At 75.5% G+C, this 20,100-nt stretch carries 15 protein-coding genes and 2 pseudogenes; 13 read left to right on the top strand and 4 right to left on the bottom strand.

Translation table 11 applies throughout. The features are described 5' to 3' along the window. The first annotated feature begins 137 nt into the window (after positions 1 to 137). From ACLFMI_RS19095 to ACLFMI_RS19085, 3 genes are all read left to right on the top strand, one after another. Complete coding sequence (locus ACLFMI_RS19095; protein ID WP_410949251.1) at positions 138 to 953, top strand: class I SAM-dependent methyltransferase; 816 nt, start codon at positions 138 to 140, stop codon at positions 951 to 953. A 77-nt stretch (positions 954 to 1,030) separates the two neighbouring features. Next, positions 1,031 to 2,596, top strand: coding sequence for an FAD-dependent oxidoreductase (locus ACLFMI_RS19090; protein WP_410949257.1), 1,566 nt, complete (start codon positions 1,031 to 1,033; stop codon positions 2,594 to 2,596). A gap of 10 nt (positions 2,597 to 2,606) precedes the next feature. Beyond that, positions 2,607 to 3,629, top strand: coding sequence for a DUF5914 domain-containing protein (locus ACLFMI_RS19085; RefSeq protein ID WP_410949250.1), 1,023 nt, complete (start codon positions 2,607 to 2,609; stop codon positions 3,627 to 3,629). A 116-nt stretch (positions 3,630 to 3,745) separates the two neighbouring features. Here ACLFMI_RS19085 and ACLFMI_RS19080 read toward each other — a convergent pair whose 3' ends face one another. Beyond that, complete coding sequence (locus tag ACLFMI_RS19080; RefSeq protein WP_410949249.1) at positions 3,746 to 4,807, bottom strand: AraC family transcriptional regulator; 1,062 nt, start codon at positions 4,805 to 4,807, stop codon at positions 3,746 to 3,748. A gap of 109 nt (positions 4,808 to 4,916) precedes the next feature. On the opposite strand from ACLFMI_RS19080, the gene ACLFMI_RS19075 reads away from it, so the two are divergent. The 5 genes and pseudogenes from ACLFMI_RS19075 to ACLFMI_RS19055 form a co-directional block, all read left to right on the top strand. After that, on the top strand, positions 4,917 to 6,494 hold the full coding sequence (locus ACLFMI_RS19075) for a flavin-containing monooxygenase (RefSeq protein WP_410949248.1): 1,578 nt from the start codon (positions 4,917 to 4,919) through the stop codon (positions 6,492 to 6,494). After that, a complete protein-coding gene (locus ACLFMI_RS19070; RefSeq protein WP_410949247.1) occupies positions 6,491 to 7,360 on the top strand; it encodes an SDR family NAD(P)-dependent oxidoreductase in 870 nt (289 codons plus the stop codon). The genes ACLFMI_RS19075 and ACLFMI_RS19070 overlap by 4 nt, the downstream gene beginning before the upstream one ends. Further along, positions 7,357 to 8,232, top strand: a complete 876-nt coding sequence (locus tag ACLFMI_RS19065; protein WP_410949246.1) for an alpha/beta fold hydrolase — start codon at positions 7,357 to 7,359, stop codon at positions 8,230 to 8,232. The genes ACLFMI_RS19070 and ACLFMI_RS19065 overlap by 4 nt, the downstream gene beginning before the upstream one ends. A 33-nt stretch (positions 8,233 to 8,265) precedes the next feature. Continuing rightward, positions 8,266 to 9,618 carry a PQQ-dependent sugar dehydrogenase gene (locus tag ACLFMI_RS19060; protein ID WP_410949245.1) on the top strand — a complete coding sequence of 451 codons (1,353 nt, stop codon included), beginning with the start codon at positions 8,266 to 8,268 and terminating at the stop codon, positions 9,616 to 9,618. A 112-nt stretch (positions 9,619 to 9,730) separates the two neighbouring features. Next, positions 9,731 to 10,120, top strand: a pseudogene (locus ACLFMI_RS19055) (hypothetical protein); the annotation flags it as partial. A 99-nt stretch (positions 10,121 to 10,219) separates the two neighbouring features. On the opposite strand, the pseudogene ACLFMI_RS19050 reads toward ACLFMI_RS19055, so the two are convergent. Then, positions 10,220 to 10,728 (bottom strand): annotated as a pseudogene (locus ACLFMI_RS19050) (class II aldolase/adducin family protein); the annotation flags it as partial. On the opposite strand from ACLFMI_RS19050, the gene ACLFMI_RS19045 reads away from it, so the two are divergent. The 3 genes from ACLFMI_RS19045 (at position 10,727) to ACLFMI_RS19035 (ending at position 14,022) form a co-directional block, all read left to right on the top strand. After that, positions 10,727 to 12,394 carry an FAD-binding dehydrogenase gene (locus tag ACLFMI_RS19045; protein WP_410949244.1) on the top strand — a complete coding sequence of 556 codons (1,668 nt, stop codon included), beginning with the start codon at positions 10,727 to 10,729 and terminating at the stop codon, positions 12,392 to 12,394. The pseudogene ACLFMI_RS19050 and the gene ACLFMI_RS19045 overlap by 2 nt on opposite strands. Positions 12,395 to 12,537: 143 nt before the next feature. After that, positions 12,538 to 13,509, top strand: a complete 972-nt coding sequence (locus tag ACLFMI_RS19040; protein ID WP_410949243.1) for a DUF2332 domain-containing protein — start codon at positions 12,538 to 12,540, stop codon at positions 13,507 to 13,509. Positions 13,510 to 13,713: 204 nt separating this feature from the next. Then, the gene (locus ACLFMI_RS19035) at positions 13,714 to 14,022 is read left to right on the top strand and encodes a hypothetical protein (protein ID WP_410949242.1); all 309 of its coding nucleotides are present in this window, start codon (positions 13,714 to 13,716) and stop codon (positions 14,020 to 14,022) included. A gap of 10 nt (positions 14,023 to 14,032) precedes the next feature. On the opposite strand, the gene ACLFMI_RS19030 is transcribed toward ACLFMI_RS19035, so the two are convergent. Both ACLFMI_RS19030 and ACLFMI_RS19025 read right to left on the bottom strand, forming a co-directional pair. Then, positions 14,033 to 14,881: a CBS domain-containing protein gene (locus tag ACLFMI_RS19030; protein ID WP_410949241.1), complete on the bottom strand. Its 849-nt coding sequence runs from the start codon at positions 14,879 to 14,881 to the stop codon at positions 14,033 to 14,035. 105 nt (positions 14,882 to 14,986) lie between these two features. Further along, positions 14,987 to 18,439: a proline dehydrogenase family protein gene (locus ACLFMI_RS19025; protein WP_410949240.1), complete on the bottom strand. Its 3,453-nt coding sequence runs from the start codon at positions 18,437 to 18,439 to the stop codon at positions 14,987 to 14,989. Positions 18,440 to 18,634: 195 nt separating this feature from the next. Between ACLFMI_RS19025 and ACLFMI_RS19020 the strand changes: the two genes are divergently transcribed. Together ACLFMI_RS19020 and ACLFMI_RS19015 are read left to right on the top strand one after the other, a co-directional pair. Continuing rightward, positions 18,635 to 19,192, top strand: a complete 558-nt coding sequence (locus ACLFMI_RS19020; protein ID WP_410949239.1) for a DUF4190 domain-containing protein — start codon at positions 18,635 to 18,637, stop codon at positions 19,190 to 19,192. Between the two features lie 46 nt (positions 19,193 to 19,238). Continuing rightward, positions 19,239 to 20,000 carry a PIG-L deacetylase family protein gene (locus ACLFMI_RS19015; RefSeq protein WP_410949238.1) on the top strand — a complete coding sequence of 254 codons (762 nt, stop codon included), beginning with the start codon at positions 19,239 to 19,241 and terminating at the stop codon, positions 19,998 to 20,000. The last annotated feature ends 100 nt before the right edge of the window (positions 20,001 to 20,100 follow it).

The following is a 20,100-nucleotide window of genomic DNA, read 5'->3' as shown; positions in this document are numbered from 1 at the left end:
ACGGTGCGCCATCGAGGGCCTCCGGTGTGCGCGGCGGATGCGTCAGACACACCCACCCCGCCTCGGGGGCCCTCCCCGATCAAGTTGACACGCCGCCGTCAACAACGTCCGGAGTCACGACACCTAGGCTCGCGGCCATGAACGGCGAGCACGCCCCCGCACGCACCGGCCTCGTCGGGCGGGCCGGGCTCCCCCGCTCCGAGGTGCCCACCCACTTCGACGACGGCGCCGGCGACTACGACCGGCTGGTCGGCCGCAACCCCGGCTACCACGAGCACCTGCGCGCCTCGGCGGCCCGGATGCGGCTCCCGCACGACGGGGCCGGGCTGCGGCTGCTCGACGCCGGCTGCGGCACCGGGGCCTCCACCGCGGCGCTGCTCTCGGCCGCGCCGCGGGCGGAGATCGTCGCCGTGGACGCCTCGGCCGGGATGCTGGAGCGGGCCCGGTCCAAGCCGTGGCCGTCGTCGGTGCGGTTCGTGCTCTCCCCAGCCGAGGCGCTCGCCGACGCCGGCGTGCACGGCCCGTTCGACGGGATCCTGGCCGCCTACCTGCTGCGCAACCTGGACGACCCGGACGCTGCGCTGGCCGGCTTCCACGAGCTGCTGCGCCCCGGCGGCACGCTGGCGCTGCACGAGTACTCGGTCGCCGACTCCGCACGGGCCCGCGCGGTGTGGCACGCCGTCTGCTGGGGCGTGATCGTCCCGCTGGGCCGGGTCAGCACCGGCGAGACCGCGCTGTACCGGCACCTGTGGCGGAGCGTGACCAGCTTCGACGGCATCGCCCGGCTCCGCGACCGCCTGCGCACCGCCGGCTTCGACGCCGTGCACTCCGAGACCATGACGGGCTGGCAACGAGACGTCGTCCACACCGTCCTGGGCACCCGCCCGCGCTCCCACAACCACCCCCACACCCGCACGATGGCTCCACGACGCGGGGATGCGGGGGTGGCGTGAACGTGCGCGCCGGTGTGGGGGCGGTGGATCCGCGGCGGGTGGTGCATCCGGCGGCCGGTGGGGTCGGGGACGCGGGGATGCTGGGGCGGCGGCCGCGGGCGGCGGTCGTCGGCGGCGGGATCGCGGGGCTGGCGGCGGCGACCGGGCTGGCCGAGCGCGGCGTCGCCGTCGAGGTGCTGGAACGGGAGCCCTACCTGGGTGGGCGGGTCGGCAGCTGGACCGAGTCGCTGCCCGATGGCACGCCGGTCTCGATGGGCCGCGGGTTCCACGCGTTCTTCCGGCAGTACTACAACCTGCGCGAGCTGCTCCGGCGCGGCGATCCCGGCCTGGAACGCCTGGTGGCGCTCGACGACTACCCGCTGGTCGACGCCGAGGGACGGCGGGACAGCTTCCGGGGCCTGCCCCGCACCCCGCCGTGGAACGCGGTGCTGTTCGCACTACGCAGCCCGACCTTCCGGCCCGGGGACCTGCTGAAGCTCGACCCGCGCGCCGCGGCGCCGCTGGCCGCGGTGTCGGTGCCGGGGATCTACGAGACGCTCGACGGGATCGACGCGGAGTCGTTCCTGGAGGCCATCGACTTCCCGCCCGCCGCCCGGCACCTGGCGTTCGAGGTGTTCTCCCGCAGCTTCTTCGCCCCGCCGTCGACGATGTCGGCGGCGGAGCTGGCGACGATGTTCCACATCTACTTCCTCGGGTCCTCCGAGGGCCTGATGTTCGACGTCCCGGACGGCTCGTTCGCCGACGCGCTGTGGGAACCGCTGCGGCACTATCTGACCACCCGCGGGGTGGCCTTCCGGACCGGGGTCACCGTCTCCTCGGTGCAGCTCGACACCGGGACCGGGCGCTTCCGGGTGCACGGCGATACCGCCGACACCGAGGTGGACGCGGTCGTGCTGGCGACCGACGTCCCGGGGCTGCGGGACATCGTCGCCGCCTCGGAGCTCGGCTCGGCGCCGATGCGCGTTCCGCCTGCGCCACACGCGGCCGACCGGACCGTCGCGACCCCGGACGCCCTGGACCGCTGGCGCGACGACGTCGCCGCCCTGCGCAGCGCGCCGCCGTTCCTGGTGCAGCGGCTCTGGCTGGACGCGCCGGTCCGCCCCGACCGCCCGCCGTTCCTGGGCACCGGCGGGCTGGACCCGCTGGACAACATCTCGGTGCTCGACCGCTACGAGCACGCCGCCGCATCCTGGGCGTCGCGGACCGGCGGATCGGTCGTCGAGCTGCACGCCTACGCGGCCGCGGTGCCGCCCGGCACCGACGAGGACGCCTGGACCGCCGAGCTGCGCAAGCGCTGCCGGGAGCGGCTGCACGCGCTCTACCCGGAGACCGCGGACGCCCGGGTGGTCGGCGAGCTGGTGCAGTGGCGCGCCGACTGCCCGCTGTTCGGCGTCGGTGACTTCGCGCGCCGGCCCACCGTCGACACCCCGGTCGACGGTCTGGTGCTGGCCGGCGACGGGATCCGGATCGACCTGCCGGTCGCGCTGATGGAACGCGCCGCGAGCACCGGCTGGCAGGCCGCGAACCGGCTGCTCGCCGGCTGGGGGCTGGCCGGGCACCCGTTGCAGACCGTCCCGACCGGCGGCCGGTTCGGCCCGCTCCGCCGCGCCGCCGAGCACGCGATGCGCTCGCGACGACCCTGAAGGAACGACCATGACCCTGCTCCCCCGGATCCCGCTGTCCCGGATCACCGATCGCTGGCCGTCGCGGTGGCCGCTGCAGCCGCTGCCGCCCTCGACGTGGGCACGCCAGGAGCCGACCTACGCCGACGCCGACCCGAAGCTGATCCGGGCCGCGCTGGAACGGGCCCGCTCACGGGCGTCCGGCAACTGGTTCGTGCTCGCCGCGAGCAGGGAGGTCCGGGCGGACCGGCCGTTCGGGACGACCGTCGGCGGGGCCGAGCTGGTCGCCTGGCGGGACACCACCGGCACCGTGCGGGTCGGGCCCGGCGCCTGCCCGCACCTCGGCGCGCCACTGGCGCTGGCCGCCCTCGACTGCGGGGAGCTGGTCTGCCGGTGGCACGGGCTGCGGCTCGGCGCCCGTTCCGGTCCCGGCTGGGCCCTGCACCCCGCGCACGACGACGGCGTCCTGGTCTGGGTGCGGCTCGACGAGCTCGGCGACGAGGACCCCACCGACGCCCCGGTCGTCCCGGCCCGGCCCGGGGGCGCCACGCTGGACGCGGTCACCACGCTCACCGGAACCTGCGAGCCGGAGGACATCGTCGCCAACCGGCTCGACCCGTGGCACGGCGCCTGGTTCCACCCCTACTCGTTCCAGCGGCTCCGGGTGGACGACGCGCCCGCGGTCACCGACGTGACCGAGGCCGACGACCGGTTCCTGGTCACCGTCACGTTCAAGGTCGGGCCCGGTCTGGGGGTGCCGGTGCGGGCCGAGTTCGTCTGCCCGGAGCCGCGCACCGTGGTGATGCGGATCGTGGACGGCGAGGGGGTCGGGTCGGTCGTCGAGACGCACGCGACGCCGCGCGGGCCCGGCTCCGACGGTCGCCCGCGCACCTCGGTGATCGAGGCGGTCGTCGCCGGGTCGGAGCGGCCCGGCTTCGCGGTCGCGTCCCGGCTGGCCCCGGCGATCCGGCCCGCGATGGCCGCGGCCGCGACCCGGCTGTGGCGCGACGACCTGGCCTACGCCGAGCGCCGCTATGTGATGCGCACCCGCTGACCGCGGTCCCGATCCTGCAACGCGCCACCCCGACCGAGCGGCGCACGACGTGTCCCGTGCGGCCGATCCGGACACGGGGTGTGCCACACACACGGGAGACCGCGCGAGCGGCGAGTTCAGAGGGCGACGCCTGCGGAGCGCCGGACCTCGCGCGGCGGGGCGCCGAACCAGCGCCGCGACGCCCGGCTCAGCGCCGACTGCTCGGCCAGCCCGAGCATCGCCGCGACCTGGGTGAAGGGAAGGTCGGTCCGGGTGATCAGGCGTTCGGCGGAGTCCCGCCGGGCGTCGTCGACCACCTGCTCGAACGTCGTGTGCTCGGTCGCAAGATGGCGTTGCAGGGTCCGGGGGTGCATCCGCAGCAGCCGGGCCGCCGAGGAGATCCGGACCGGCCCGGTGCCCAGCGAGCGGTCCACCGCCATCCGGACCCGCTCGGTCACCGACCGGTCCGGCCGGTCGAAGTGCGTCTCCAGGTAGTCGACGGCGATCGCCCGGACCGTCTCGTCGCCGCCGGCCAGCGGGCGTCGCACCAGGTCGGAGGGCACGCGCAGCACCGCAGCCCGCCGGTCGAAGCGGACCTCGGCGTCGAAGAACTCCCGGTACCGGGCCGCGCCGGCCAGGTCCGGATGCGGTAGGTGCACCGACCGCAGCCCGTACGGGCCGCCGCCGAGCAGCAGCACGATCCGGTGCACCACCCCGACGCCGAGGTCGGCGACCTGGGGCGGCAGCGGATCCACGCTGCCGTACTCCAGCGCCGTCACCCCGGCGACGCCCTCCGGATCCGGGACCGGGGCGAGGTGCAGCGCCGGGCTGTGCACGTAGAGGTAACGCGCGGCGCAGTCCAGTGCGTCGCCCAGCGTCGGGGAGTTCGCCACCGCCACCGCCAGCGGGCCGAGGATCTCCGGGCCCTGCCGCTGTGCCAGCCGCAGTCCCAGGTCCGGGCAGCCGAGCTCGGTCGCGGCGGTCTCCAGGACCCGGGCCACCGAGCGGGTCGGCACCAGCGCGTCCGGGCCGTTGCCGTCGCCGGTGCCTGGCCCATCGCCGTCGCCGCCGGTCCCGTCCACGGCCTCGACCGGGACCCGGAACCGGGCGAGCAGCCCCGCGCCGTCGCCACCGAGCTCGTCCACCAGCTGCGGCAGCCCGCGCAGCGCCGCCGCGCGGGTGAGCGATCCCGTCCCCATGTCGTGTGAGGTTAAGTAGTTGTCGTGCAGAGTCAAGTTACCGGGAGTAGGTTTCGGGCAGACTCGGTGCCGAGCGAGGATCGCGAGTGAGCAGACACGAGGAGGCCGCATGACGGCGACGCAGTCCACCCCGGAGGCCGCTCCCCCGGCCACCGAACACCGGGACGTCCTGATCGTCGGTGCCGGGCTGTCCGGCGTCGGCGCCGCCTGCCGGTTGCAGCAGGAGCTGCCAGGCAAGGACTACGCCCTGCTGGAGGCCCGGGAGAACCTCGGCGGGACCTGGGACCTGTTCCGCTACCCCGGCATCCGGTCCGACTCGGACATGTTCACCCTGGCCTACCCGTTCAAGCCGTGGCGGGAGCGCAGGGCGATCGCCGACGGCGCCGACATCCGCCGCTACATCGCCGAGGCCGCCGACGAGTACGGCGTGCGCGACCACATCAGCTTCGGCACGAAGGTCGTCGGCGCGGAATGGGACTCCGCGACGGCCCGCTGGACGGTGCACACCGAGACCGCGGCCGGCCCGAAACGCTGGACCTGCTCGTTCCTGTTCATGTGCTCGGGCTACTACGACTACGACGCCGGCTACCAGCCGGAGTTCCCCGGCCGCGAGGACTTCGCCGGCACCTGGGTGCACCCGCAGTTCTGGCCCGAGGACCTGTCCTACGAGGACAAGAAGGTCGTCGTCATCGGGTCCGGGGCGACCGCGGTGACGCTGATCCCGTCCCTGGCCGGCACCGCCGAGCACGTGACGATGCTGCAGCGCTCGCCGTCCTACCTGACCGTGCTGCCCAGCAGCGACCCGGTCGCCGACCGGCTGCGCCGGTACCTGCCCGCGAAGCTCGCGCACACCCTGCTGCGCTACCAGTACGTGACGCTGACCCAGGCCTTCTACCAGCTCGCCCGGCGCCGCCCGGAGCGCGTGAAGAAGCTGCTGCGCGGGCTCGCGCTGAAGTTCCTCAAGGACGAGTCCTACGTGGACCGGCACTTCACGCCGTCCTACGAGCCGTGGGACCAGCGGCTGTGCGTGATTCCCGAGGGCGACCTGTTCACCGCGATCAACAAGGGCACCGCGTCCGTGGTCACCGACCACATCGACCGGATCACCGAGAAGGGAATCCGGCTGCGCTCCGGCGAGGAGCTGGAGGCGGACGTGATCGTCTCGGCGACCGGGCTGTCGCTCAAGCCGCTCGGCGGCATGACCATCCACGTCGACGGCGAGCAGGTCGACCTCGGCAAGACCGTCACCTACCGCGGGCTGATGCTCTCCGGCGTCCCGAACCTGGCGTTCTGCATCGGCTACGTGAACGCGTCCTGGACGCTGCGCGCCGACCTGGTCGCCCGCTACGTTCCCCGGCTGCTGGGACTGATGGACCGCGAGCGGATCGCGATCGCGACGCCGGCGCCCTCGGTCTCGCCGGATCGCCCGCTGCTGGACCTGTCGTCGGGCTACGTCAAGCGCTCCGAGCACCTGTTCCCGCGGCAGGGCCGCACCGACCCGTGGCGGCTGCGGCAGAACTTCTTCCTGGACGCGGTCGGCCTGGGCCGCGCGGACCTGAAGAAGGACATGCTGCTCACCCCGGCCTCGGCGCTCGGTGCCCGGTCCGCCACCGTCACCCCGCCATCGGCGGCCGGGATCGCCGTCGATCACACCCGGGCCCCGCAGAAGCAGGAGGTGGCCTCGTGAGCCGCTCACCGTTCCGTTTCGCCGAGGGCACCGCCGTCCTCACCGGCGCCGCCGGTGGCATGGGCGAGCACGTCGCCCGGCTGCTCGCCGAGCGCGGCAGCGACCTCGTCCTGGTCGACCGGGACGGCCCCAAGCTCGACGCCGTCGCCGCCGGGGTCCGGGACCGGCACCCGGGCCTGTCGGTCACCACCGAGACCGTCGACCTCGCCGACCCGGACGCCGTCGACGCCCTCGGCGCCCGGATCGTGGCCGGGCACCCGGAGCTGCGGCTGCTGGTCAACAACGCCGGCGTCGCGCTGGCCGGGGACTTCGCCCGGCTCACGCTGGACGAGTTCGACTGGGTGATGGACGTGAACTTCCGCGCCCCGGTCCGGCTCACGCACGCCCTGCTGCCCGCGCTCACCGCGCGCCCGGGCGCGCACGTGGTCAACGTGTCCAGCCTGTTCGGACTGATCACCCCGCCGAACCAGTCGGCGTACTGCGCGTCGAAGTTCGCGCTGCGCGGGTTCTCCGAGGTGCTGCGAGCCGAGCTCGCGCAGCTCGGCGCCACGGTGACCACCGTGCACCCGGGTGGCATCCGGACCGGGATCGCGGCCGCGGCCCGGGTCGGGGTGAACATCCCCGACGACGAGGCCGCAGCCGGCAAGAAGGACTTCCAGAAGCTGCTGACCTTCCCCGCCGACAAGGCCGCCGGGCTCATCGTGGACGCGATCGAACGCCGCAGACCGCGGCTGCTGATCGGTGCCAGCGCGGTGATCCCGGACATCGTGTCCCGGATCGCCCCGGCGAACGGTTTCACGCTGTTCTCGAAGCTGCTCGGCGCCTCCGGGAAGGCCCGCCGCGGCACGCCGGAGGGCGCCCGGTGACCGCGACGGCCGTCGAGGCCGGGAGCGCGCTCGCGCCGACCCGGTTCGTCGACGTCGGCGGCACCCGGATCCGGGTCCGCGAGTCCGGGGACCTGGCGCACCCGCCGGCACTGCTGCTGCACGGCATCGGCCGCTCGCTGGAGGACTGGGACGCGCAGCACCCGCTGCTGTCCGACGCGTACCGGGTGATCGCGGCCGATCTCGCAGGCTTCGGCTACTCGGACCGGGTGCCCGGTACGGCGACACTGCAGGCGCTGGCGGACACCGCGCTGGGCACCCTGGACGCGCTCGGCGAGACCCGGCCCGCGCACGTCATGGGCAACTCGCTCGGCGGCGCGGTCGCGCTGCTGGCGAGCGTGCGGGCACCGGCACGGGTGGCCTCGCTGGTACTGGCCGACCCGGCGGGCTTCGGGACCGAGGTGAGCCCGGCGCTGCGGGTCCTCGGCGTCCCGCTGCTCGGTCGATGGCTGCTCGGGCGGCTCGACGCCAGGGCCGCCCGCAACGCCGAGCGGTCGCTGTTCGTGGACCACTCGCTGGTCACCGACGAGCGAGTGCAGCGGTCCGTCGACATCGGACGGCGGCCGGAGTTCGCACAGACCTTCCTCGAGGTCGCCACCGAGCTCGGCACCGTGCGCGGGCTCCGTCCCGGGTGGCGCCGGGCGCTGCTGGCCGAGGCGAGCGGCAACCCGGCGCCGACGCTGGTCGTGTGGGGCGAGCGGGACCTGATCCTGCCGGCCGGGCAGCTGCGCACGGCCGCCCGCGCGCTGCCGCACGTCCGCACGCACGTGTTCGGCCGCACCGGCCACATGCCGCAGATCGAGCAGGCTGAGGGGTTCGCTGCGCTCACCCGTGAGTGGTTGTCGCGGCCCTGACCGCGATAACCACTCACGGGTACTGTCACGATCATGAGGATTGCCCGGTTGCTCGCCGCCGCCGCCACGGTGCCTCTGCTCGCCGGCTGCGGCATGGGCCCGAACCCGGTGAGCAACACGTTCTCCCGGGCCGAGGCCCCGGTCGCGGCGGCCCCCTCGGACGCGCTGGCCCCGGCCCCGCTCACCGTGCCGCCCGGGATGAACGCGGCCCCGCTGGACCGGCCGCGCGAGGCGCTGGTCCCGCGGGGCTGGACGCTGTCGGTGTTCGCCCGGATCCCGAACGCCCGGATGGCGGCCTGGGCGCCGGACGGGGCGCTGCTGGTCTCGGTGCCCGACGACGGCCGGGTCTACCGGGTCTCGCCCGACGGCCGGCAGCAGGCCCCGCTGGTCGAGGGACTGTCCCAGCCGCACGGGCTGACCTTCGCCGGCGACGCGCTCTACGTCGCCGAGAGCAACCGGGTGCTGGCCTACGACTACGCCGACGGGCGGGTGAGCACCCCGCGGGTCGTCGTCGACGGGCTCCCGGACTCGCGCAGCCCGGACCTGCGCGGCGCCTACGGCCACGAGCTGAAGTCGGTAGCGGTCGGCCCGGACGGCGCGGTCTACGTCTCGATCGGCTCCACCGGCAACATCTCGGTCGCCGACCGCGCCGCGACGCCGCCGCGGGCGTCGATCCTGCGGGTCCCGCCGGGCGGCGGGCCGGCCGAGCCGTACGCGACCGGGGTGCGGAACGGGACCGGTCTGGCCGTCGCCCCGGACGGTGCGGTGTGGACCGCGGTGAACGGCCGGGACAACGTCCCCTACCCCTACGACCGGCCCTACGGGGACGCGTCCGGCTCGTCGTTCGGTCAGGTCATCGACGAGTACGTGACGAACCACCCGGCCGAACAGCTGGCGAAGCTGACTCCCGGTCGGGAGCTGGGCTGGCCGTACTGCAACCCCGAGCCGGATGTGAATCCTGGCGAGCGGGGCAGCCCTCAGCGGTTCTCCGATCTCCCGATGGTCGCCGACGCCGAGCTGAACCCGGGCGGGCGCGAGATGGACTGCGCGTCGTTGGCGCCGGTGGAGCAGGCGTTCCCCGCACACTCGGCGCCGCTGGGCCTGGCCTTCACCGAGGGTGCGCTCCCCGCGCCGTACGCGAGCGGCGCGCTGGCCGGGGTGCACGGCTCGTGGAACGCCGACCCGCCCGTGGGGCCGGAGGTGTCGTTCTTCCCGTACGAGAACGGCGCTCTGGGCCCGCAGCAGACCCTGGTCGGCGGGTTCCAGGACCCGACGGGGGCCCGCTGGGGACGTCCGGTCGCCGCCGTCGCCGGCCCGGACGGGGCCGTCTACATCACCGACGACGACGCCGGCGCGGTCTACCGGCTCGCCCCACCCGGTCGCTGACCGGATCGGCTCGGTGCCCCGGCGGGCGCGGGGCACCGAGCCTGGGCTTCACCGGCGCCTACGGGGTGGCGCTGTCCGCCCACCGGCACGGCACCGCCACCCCACCGGACCGGCCGCGATCGCCGGTGGGCGGGTGGACGCGGTGTTCACCGGGGCCGACCGGATCGCCGCGAACGGCGACGTCGCCAACAAGATCGGCACCTACATGCTGGCCTGCGCCGCAGCCCGGTCCGGGATCCCGTTCGTCGTGGTGGCGCCCGAGGAGACGATCGACCCGCACACGCCGACCGGCGCGGACATCGAGATCGAGGAGCGCGGGGCCGACGAGGTCCGCGAGCCCGGCGGGACGCTGGTGACGCTGCCGGGCACGCCGGTCTACAACCCGGCCTTCGACGTGACGCCGCACCAGCTGGTCACCGCGGTGGTCACCGAGGACCGCGCCTGGTCCGCTGCTGCTGCGCCGCGAACCGCCGCCCCGCCTCGGCGAGCTGCTCCGGCGTGAGCGTCGCCGGTTCGCCGGCCGTGCGGGCCGCAACGAGCCGTCGCAGAGCCACTCCAGCCGGCGCGCGCCGTCGTAGGCGGAGCCGAGGCTCTCCCCCAGCACGAGCGTGCCGTGGTGGGCGAGGACGACAGCGGTGCGCTCGCCGAGCGCGGCCAACGCGTCGGCGACCAGCTCGTCGCTGCCGAACGGGGCGTCATCGGCGACCGTGACCGGCCGCCGAACATCGCGATCTGGTAGTGCACCGGCGGGACGTCGGCGCGCAGCAGCGACAGCGCCACCGCGGCGCTCGAGTGCGTGTGCACGACCGCGCCGGTGCTCGGCCGGGCGTGCGCGGCCAGGTGCAGGGCCGGCTCGCTGGTCGGCTCCCGGTCGCCGTCGACGACGTCGCCGCGGATCCGACCAGCACGACATCGTCGGGGACCATGGTCTCGTAGTCCACCCCGGACGTGCCGACCACCAGGCCGTCGCGCACCCTGTGTGGCGCTGCCGCACCCTGTGGGATGCGCCCGCACCCGCCGCAACGGGTGCCGCGGAGGGCATCGGGGTGCGGCGGGTTCGGGCCGGGGCCTACCGGTCGGTAGGGACGCTCCGGCATGATCTCCGGCCATGGACGCCGATGTCGTCGTGGTCGGAGCGGGGCTGGCCGGGCTGGTCGCCGCCGCGGAGCTCGCCGACGCCGGGCGCTCGGTGCTCGTGCTCGACCAGGAGCCCGCGCAGAACCTCGGCGGGCAGGCGCACTGGTCGCTGGGCGGGTTGTTCCTGGTCGACACCCCCGAGCAGCGGCGGACCGGGATCAAGGACTCGCTGGACCTGGCGCTGGGCGACTGGCTCGGCTCGGCGGCCTTCGACCGCGGCGTGGACGACCCGGCCGGCGAGGACTTCTGGGCCCGCCAGTGGGCGACCGCGTACGTGCACTTCGCGGCCGGGGAGAAGCGGGCATGGCTGCACGAGCAGGGGGTGCGCTGGCTGCCGGTGGTCGGCTGGGCCGAGCGGGGCGGGCACCTCGCCGACGGGCACGGCAACTCGGTGCCCCGCTTCCACCTGACCTGGGGCACCGGGCCCGGGGTGCTGGAGCCGTTCGTGCGGCGGGTCCGGGCGCACGCCGACGCCGGGCGGGTGAGGCTGCGGTTCCGGCACCGGGTGGACGGTCTGTCCGTGACCGACGGCGCGGTCGACGGCGTGCACGGCAGCGTGCTCGCGCCCGACGACGCACCGCGGGGTGCGCCGACGAACCGCGACGTCACGGGCGGGTTCACGGTCCGCGCGGGTGCGGTGCTGGTGACCTCCGGCGGGATCGGCGCCGACCACGACCTGGTCCGGGCGAACTGGCCGTCCCGGCTCGGGACGCCGCCGGAGCACATGGTGACCGGGGTGCCCGCCCACGTGGACGGCCGGATGCTCGGGATCACCGAGTCGGCCGGCGGGCGGATCGTGAACCGGGACCGGATGTGGCACTACACCGAGGGCGTCGAGAACTTCGCGCCGATCTGGCCGGGTCACGGCATCCGGATCATCCCGGGGCCGTCGTCGTTGTGGCTGGACGCGACCGGACGCCGGCTGGAGGCGCCGAACTTCCCGGGCTTCGACACGCTCGGGACACTGGCCGCGCTGCGCCGCAGCGGGCACGAGCACTCCTGGTTCCTGCTCACCCAGAAGATCATCGAGAAGGAGTTCGCGCTGTCCGGGTCCGAGCAGAACCCGGACGTCACGGACAAGGACCTGCGCGCCACCCTCGGCCGGGTCCGGCCCGGCGCGCCGGCGCCGGTGGAGGCGTTCAAGGAGCGCGGCGCGGACTTCGTCGTCGCCGACACCCTGGACGAGCTGGTCGCCGGGATGAACCGGTTGACCGGCGGCATCCCCGAGCTCGACGCCGAGGCCATCCGCCGCCAGGTCGTCGCGCGGGACCGCCAGCTCGACCACCCCTTCGGCAAGGACCTGCAGGTCATGGCGATCCACAACGCCCGGCGCACGCTCGGCGAGAAGCTGGCCCGCACCGCGCCGCCGCACCGGCTGCTCGATCCGGCCGCCGGACCGCTGATCGCGGTGCGACTGCACGTGCTCACCCGCAAGACCCTGGGCGGGTTGCAGACCGACCTCTCCGGCAGGGTCCTCGACGACGGCGGCAGGCCCGTGCCGGGCCTGTGGGCGGCCGGGGAGGTCGCCGGGTTCGGCGGTGGCGGGGTGCACGGTTACCGCTCGTTGGAGGGGACGTTCCTCGGCGGCTGCCTGTTCTCCGGCCGGCAGGCCGGGCGCGGGATCGCGCTGGCGGTCTGAGGTCACGGTCCGGTCGTCACGGTCGACGGCGCCGAGGACGGGTAGCGATGATCGCGCACGTCCGCCGATGACCGGGTGACCCCGTCCGAGCTGTCCGGCGGCCGGGAGTGGTCGTGGGACGCCGATGCGCGGAGACTGCGGGCGTGATCGGTGCCGAGGCGGGGCGCACGACGGCGGAGAACTATCGCCGGTTCGCCGAGCGCGAGGCCCGCGGCAAGTCACCCCTCTATGAGGAGCTCGCCGCGGGGATCGCCGACGACGACGAGGTTCTCGCGTTGATCGACACGTTGCCACCCGGCAAGCGGCAACCGAACCTCGTACTGGCCGCGGCCCGGTTCCTGTACGGCACCCCGACCGGCTACCCGGGGTTGCGCGCCACGCTGATCGAGCGGTGGGCGCAGGTGCGCTCGGTGGCACTGGCGCGATCCACCCAGACCAACGAGGTGGGCCGGTGCGCGGCCCTGCTGCCGGTGCTGGCCGAGCTTCGCCGGCCGCTGGCGCTGATCGAGATCGGCGCGAGCGCCGGACTGTGCCTGCTGCTCGACCGCTACCACTACGACTACGGGACCGGCGCGCGGCTCGGGCCGGCAGACAGCCGGGTGCGCCTGGACTGCGAGCTGCGCGGGCCCGGCACACCACCGGCGCACCTCCCGGCCATCGTCTGGCGCGTCGGGCTCGACCTCGACCCGGTCGACGTCACCGACCCGGACGCCGTGCGCTGGCTGGAGACCCTGGTGTGGCCCGGCCAGACCACACGGCTGCGCCGGCTGCGCTCCGCGCTGGAGCTCGCGACCGTCGACCCGCCGCCGGTTGTGCGCGGCGACCTGCGCACGGACCTGCCCCGGCTCGTCGCCGGGGCACCCGCGGACGCGACCATGGTCGTGTTCCACAGCGCGGTGCTGGCCTACCTGCCGGCCGCCGACCGGGCACGCTTCGCCGAGCAGGTCGCGGGCCCGGACGTGACGTGGATCGGTTACGAGGCGCCGGGTGTGGTCGCGGTCGCGGACCCGCCACCTGCGCCGCCCCCCGACACCGGCTCCGCGTTCCTGATCACGCACGACGGCCGCCAGGTCGCCTGGGCCGATCCACACGGAGCCTGGCTGCGCCGCACCTGACGTCCGGGGCGACGCCGGAGCCGGGCCGTGGTGCCCGGGGCACGTCCGTGTGTCATCCGTCCCGGTTGCTCCCCGGGCCCGACAGCGACATCCCGGCCAGACTTCCTCGCACCGGCACCCTGCGCGCCGGAGCCGGGCGGCGGCCGTCGCCCGCGCACGGCATCCGACCCGAACGCGCCGACCGGCGCAGGAAGCAGGACCGCCGTGCAGATCGTCACGCGAGTCGCCGTCGTCGCCGCCCTCGTCCTGGTCCTCGGGGCCGGGGCGGCCGGTTCGGCCGCCGCCCAGCCGCCCCCGCCCGTCCCGCCGGTCGCGCCACCGGCGACGACCGAGCCGAACCCGGCCGACGAGCTGGCGCAGCTCGCGTGCGTGCAGCGCTACCTGGACCTGACGGCCCTGCCGCAGCAGGCCCTGCAGGACCCGGCCGCGTTCTCGCTGCTCACGGCCCAGGCCGCGCAGGAGTGCGACGACGTGCGGGCCCCGGCGGCACCGGCCCCGGCACCGGCCGGCTGACCGGCCGCGCTCACAGCAGGTCGCTGCGGCTGAGCACGCCGACCAGCACGCCGTCGTCGTCGACGACCGGGACGACCCGGAACCCGCGCCCGGACAGCAACGCCTCGGCGTGGGTGAGCGGGTCGCCCGGGCCGACGATCTCCACGTCGCGGGTCATCACGTCGGACACGGTGCGCGCCCGCGTCCGGCGCCCGCCCTCGAGGGATCCGCTCATCAGGTCCGCCTCGGAGACCAGGCCCAGCAGCCGCTCCGCCTCGTCGATCACCGGAACGGCGGTGAAACGGTAGGACAGCAGGGTCTCGGCGACCTCGTCGAGCGGGGTGTCGGGCGGGACCGCGACCAGCCCGCCGTCGGTCATCACGTCGGTGACGGTGAGCGAGCTCAAGGGGCGTCGACCGACCCGACCGGCGCCGCGCGGGACCATCGCCTCGGGCAGCGGCCCGGACAGCCCGGTGCCGCCGATCCTGCGCGCGGCCCGGCGCAGAGCCCCGCCCTCGTGCCGGCGCCGGAGCAGGTCGCTGCGGGTGACGACGCCGACCAGCACGCCGCGGTCCACGATGGGCACCAGCCGCAGCTCGCCGTAGGCCCGCATCCGGTGCGCGATGATCGCGACGTTGGTGTGCGGCTTGAACGCCAGCACGTCCTCGGTCATCGCGTCGGAGACGGTGGCCTCCGGCGTCTCGCGGTGCCGCAGGATGTCGACCAGGCTGACGATCCCGACCAGCGCGAACCGCCGGTCCACCACCGGCAGTGCCGAGTACCGGAAGTCCGCCATCCGGTCCTGTGCCCGGGACAGTGGGGCGTCCGCCCACACCGTGACGACGCGTTCGGTCATGACATCACGCGCCCGCAGCACCATGTCCCGACCGTAACCCGACCGCGCCCGCACCATGGCTCCACAACGCGCCGGGGTGCGGGCCGAGAGGAGCATGGTGGCTCCACAACGCGGTGGGTGGGGCGGGGGTCAGCGGGGTTCCAGGTGGCCGAAGCGGTGCCGGGTGCGGCTGATCGCCTGCTCGCGCAGCACGGTCGACAGCTCCCGCCGGCCGTCGGTGAGCACCGGCGCGTCCAGGACGGTGGCGCCCACCTCGATGGCCGCGGCCCGCAGCGTGCCGGGCACCGCGCCCAGGGCCCGGATGCGGTCGCCGGACGCCGGATCGGGCGGGTCCCCGGCCCGGGTCGCGCCGGGCAGCCCGCCGTCGCCGAGCCCCGGGCCGTGCGCCCGCACCGGCACCCCGGCGGCCGCGGCGGCCAGCAGGACCCGCAGCACGTCCGCCCGGGACGCGCCGGCACCGGCCCACAGGGTCAGCTCGGGCAGCGGCCGGTAGCGGAACACGTTCGACTCCGCGGCCAGCCCGGTCGGGTCGTGCTCGACGCCGAACTCGTCCCGCCATGCGGCGGCGTCCGACGCGGCGGCGCGGGCCAGCCGGTCCCGCTCGGCGGCGGGCAGGTCTGCGGCCGCCGCCAGCACCCGCCCGGCGGCCGGGCCCGGCTCGGAACCGGCCGGGGAGCCGGCGGAGGCACCGGCCGGGGAGCCGAGGGAGTCGTGCCAGGTGCCGAACTGCGCCACGTAGTTCGGCCCGCCCGGCTTCGCACCGGGACCGAGCACGGACCCCTTCCAGCCCCCGAACGACTGCCGCTGCACGATCGCCCCGGTGATGTGCCGGTTGACGTAGGCGTTGCCGACCTCGACGCGGGAGCACCAGTGCTCGATCTCCTCCTCGTCCAGCGAGTGGATCCCGCCGGTGAGGCCGTAGCCGGTGCCGTTCTGCCAGGCGATCGCCTCGTCCAGGTCGCGCGCCGCCATCAGGCCGAGCACCGGGCCGAAGCACTCCGTGCGGTGGAACCAGGTCCCCGGCCGGACGCCGGTCCGCACCCCGGGGCTCCACAGCCGCTCGCCGAGCCGGCGCGGCCGCACCAGCCACCGCTCCCCCGGCTCCAGGGTGGTCAGCGCCCGCACCAGCTTGCCGGACGGCTCGTCGACCAGCGGGCCCATCGTCGTCGACAGGTCGGAGCCGGGGCCGACCCGCAGCGTGGCGACGGCGTCGACGAGCTGACGGCGCAGCCGCCGTCCGGTCGCCGAGCCGGTCGCCGCGGACCCGACCAGGATCCCGAGCGACGCCGCCGAGCACTTCTGCCCGGCGTGCCCGAACGCCGAGCGCACCAGGTCCGCGACCGCCAGGTCCGGATCCGCGGCCGCGGTGATGACCAGCGCGTTCTTGCCGCTGGTCTCGGCGATCAGGTTCAGCTCCGGGCGCCAGGTCCGGAACAGCCGCGCGGTCTCCGACGACCCGGTGAGCACCACCCGGTCCACCCCGGGGTGGGTGACCAGCCGCCGTCCGGCGTCGGCCTCGTCGGTGGGCAGGAGCGCCAGCGCGTCGGCCGGGACGCCGGCCCGGTGCAGCGCGGCGACGCCGACCTCGGCGCACGCCCGCACCTGCGGCGCGGGCTTGAGCAGCACCGAGGCGCCGGCGGCTAGCCCGGCCAGGCAGCCGCCGAGCGGGATGGCGATCGGGAAGTTCCACGGCGGGGTCACCACCACGACCCGGTCCGGGGTGAAGCGGGCGTCGCCGGAGTCCGCGGCGCGCTCGGCGTAGTAGGCGGCGAAGTCGATCGCCTCGGAGATCTCCGGGTCGGCCTCGGCGACGGTCTTGCCGCCCTCTCCGATCATGGTCGCGAGCAGCAGGCCCCGGGCGGCGGCGAGGCCGCGGGCCGCCCGGCGCAGCACGGTCGCGCGCTCGGCGGCCGGGACGTCCCGCCAGCCGGACGCGGCCGCGCGCGCCACCGCGGCGTCCACCTCGGACGGGTCGGTGACCACCGGCACGACGGCGCGCGCGGCCGCCGCGGTCGCGGCGTGCCGGGCCCACGCCCGGTTCGCCGACAGCGCCGGGTCGGTGTCCGGCTCGTTGCCGAACCCGGGCGGGACCGGGTCGCCGGGGAGCGGGCCCGGCCGGTCCGGCGGTGCCTCGGCGGTGCGGTCCTGGGTGCGCCGCGGCGTGTCGGCGACGGCGTCCCGGTCCCGCACCGAGTCCCGGAACCGGTGCACGTAGGACGCCGGCCCGGCGTCCGGCGAGAACAGCGCGTACAGGTAGTTCTCCGGCGACGCGTTCTCCTCCAGCCGCCGGACCAGGTAGGACACCGCGGCGTCGAAGTCGCCTCGGTGCACCACCGGGGTGTAGAGCACCAGTTGCGAGCCGGGCCCGTCGGCCGGCAGCTCGGCGGCCACCGTCCGGGCGTAGGCCGGCGCCATCCCCTGCAGCATCTCCAGGTCCAGCGGGGCCTGCGCCCCGCGGGCCGCCGCCAGCTCGAGCGCGAGCGCCACGTGGTGCAGGTGGTGGCTGGCCACGCCGAGGCGCAGCGGGTGCGACCCCCGCACCGCCGCGCCGCCCGGGACCCGGTGCCCGCCGATCGCACGGTCCAGCAGCCGGACGTAGTTGGCGTCCACCTCGGCCTTGCTCGGGTAGGGCGCCTGCGGCCAGTCGTGCAGCTCGGCCTCGACCTGCTCCATCGCCAGGTTGGCGCCCTTCACCAGCCGCACCTTGATCGGCGCGCCGCCGGCCGCCGCCCGGTGCGCGGCGAACTCACCGAGCTCGTCGAGCGCGGCCACCGAGTCGGGCAGGTAGGCCTGCAGCACGATCCCGGCGGGCAGGTCACGCAGCTCCGGCCGGGACAGCAGCGTGGTGAACAGCGCGACCGTCAGGCCGAGGTCCTTGTACTCCTCCATGTCGAGGTTGACGAACACGCCGTGCTCGCGGGCCGTCCCGTACAGCGGCGCCAGCCGCTGTACGAGCCGGTCCCGGCTGCCCTCGAGGTTCCACGGGACGAGCTGGGCGGCCACCGACGACGCCTTCACCGACACGTGGTCCACACGCGGGCGGCGCAGCAGCGCGACGGTGCGCCGCAGCCGCCGGTCGGCCTCGTCCTCGCCGAGCACCGCCTCGCCGAGCAGGTTCAGGTTCAGCCGGAACCCGTCGCGTTCCGCGGCCGCGATCCGGCGGTCCAGCGACCGGCCGCCCGCGTCCAGGATCAGGTGCCCGACCAGCGCGCGCAGCCGCGCCCGCGCGGCCGGGACGACCACGTGCGGGAGCCGCGTCGCGAGCCGGGCGCCGGTCGCGAGCAACGCCCGGTCGAGCCCGCCGACGAACGCCGGCAGGTCGGCCCCCCGCCCGGCCAGCCGGGCCAGCTCGCGCGCCGCGACCCGGTCGTCGGCCGGGCGGGCCACCCGGTCGACGAACCGCAGCGTGAAGTCGACCCCCGCGGGGTCGTGCATCAGGGCGGCGAGGCGCGTGGTCGGGTCCCCGCCGGACGGCGAGGCGGTGGCGTCGGTGCGCACGGTCCAGCGGCGCACGCGCTCGACGGCGCGCTCGGCCAGCGCGTCGTCGAGGGCGGGGACGGGGTGGGTCGGGTGCACGCTCACCCGGTACAGCCTGGACCCCGGCCCGGACCGTGTCACGTCATGGCCCGACCGTGCTCCGGGCGGGCCCGGCCGGGCGTTGCGCCTGGACCGCCGCGCGGGACCGGGGAATCATCGGCCCCGACGACAGCATCCGAGCGCAGCAGTGACGTCGGCCGGGCGGGGACGTGCCGGCGGCCGTCGGAGGAAGGACCGCCCGTGAGCAGCCCACCGCCCTACCCGGGCCACGACCCGCAGCACCCGCAGGGTCATCCCGAGCAGCCCACCCAGCAGTACGGGCAGCCCTACGGAGCGCCGTACGGGCAGCAGCCCTACGGGGGCTTCCCGGAGCGGCCGGCACCGACCGCGGGCGGCTACGGCGGCGGGTACGGCGGTCCGCCGGCCCCCGCGCCGCGCAACGGCATCGGCATCGCGGCGCTGGTGTTCGGCGTGCTCGCGCTGCTGACCGGGATCTTCCTGATCGGCGGCGTGTTCGGCCTGGTCGCGATCGCGCTCGGCATCATCGGGATCACCCGGGCGGCCAGGGGTGTCGCGACGAACAAGGGCGTCGCGATCTCCGGGCTCGTCCTCGGGGTGCTCGGGATCGTGCTGACCGCGCTCGTGGTCGTGTTCTTCACGAGCGTGTTCACCGCGGTCGGAGGTGGCGAGTTCATCGACTGCGTGCAGCGTTCGGGCGGCGACCAGGCCGCGATGACGCAGTGCCAGACCGCGTTCGAGGACCGGGTGCAGCAGGAGGGCGAGCGGCTCGGCGGCTGAGGCCCGCGGTCCCCCCGGTTCGCCCGCCGCCGGCGGCGGTGGTCGGATGGTGGGCGTGACCGTGGAATCCCGTACCGCGACCGACAGCGGCGAGCACACCAGCATCGAGCGGGCGCTGGTGATCGCCGCGCACCCGGACGACATCGACTTCTCGTGCAGCGGCACCGTGGCCGTGTGGACCGACGCCGGCGTCGCGGTCACCTACTGCCTGGTGACCGACGGCGACGCCGGCGGGTTCGACCCGGAGGTGCCCCGCTCGTCCATCGCCGGCATCCGGCAGGCCGAGCAGCGCAAGGCGGCGGCCGCGGCCGGGGTCACCGACCTGGCCTTCCTCGGCTACCCGGACGGGCGGCTGACGGTGACCCTGGAGCTGCGCCGGGACCTGACCCGGGTCGTCCGGGAGGTCCGGCCGGACCGGGTAGTGGTCCCGCCGCCGACCCGGAACCTGGCCAGCATGTACGGCAGCCACCCGGACCACACCGCGGCCGGCGAGGCCGCGCTGTGCGCGGTCTACCCGGACGCCCGCAACCCGTGGGCGCACCCCGAGCTGCTGGACCTGCCTGCGCACACCGTCCCGGAGGTGTGGATCACCGGCGGCGCGGACGAGGCACCGGACTCGGCCCGGCACGTCGACATCACCGGCACCTTCGACCGGAAGATCGCCGCGCTGCGCGCGCACGAGAGCCAGACCGCACACATGACCGACCTGGAGGACATGATCGGCCGGTGGGCCGGCTCCCAGGCCAAGGCGGCCGGGTTCCCGCACGGCCGGCTGGTCGAGTCGTTCCGCGCGCTCGACACCCGCTGACCCGGCAGGACCCGCCCCTTGGTGTACGGCGCGGCGAGGCGTAGAGTTAGCCGCACCGAACACCGGGGTTCGGGTTCCGTCGGTTCAGGAGGTGGGCGAG

It is taken from the genome of Pseudonocardia nantongensis (genome assembly GCF_046546495.1).
Lineage (GTDB): Bacteria > Actinomycetota > Actinomycetes > Mycobacteriales > Pseudonocardiaceae > Pseudonocardia > Pseudonocardia nantongensis.
Note: the sequence above shows the minus strand (reverse complement) of the source record. Positions and strands in the feature narration are given on the sequence as shown.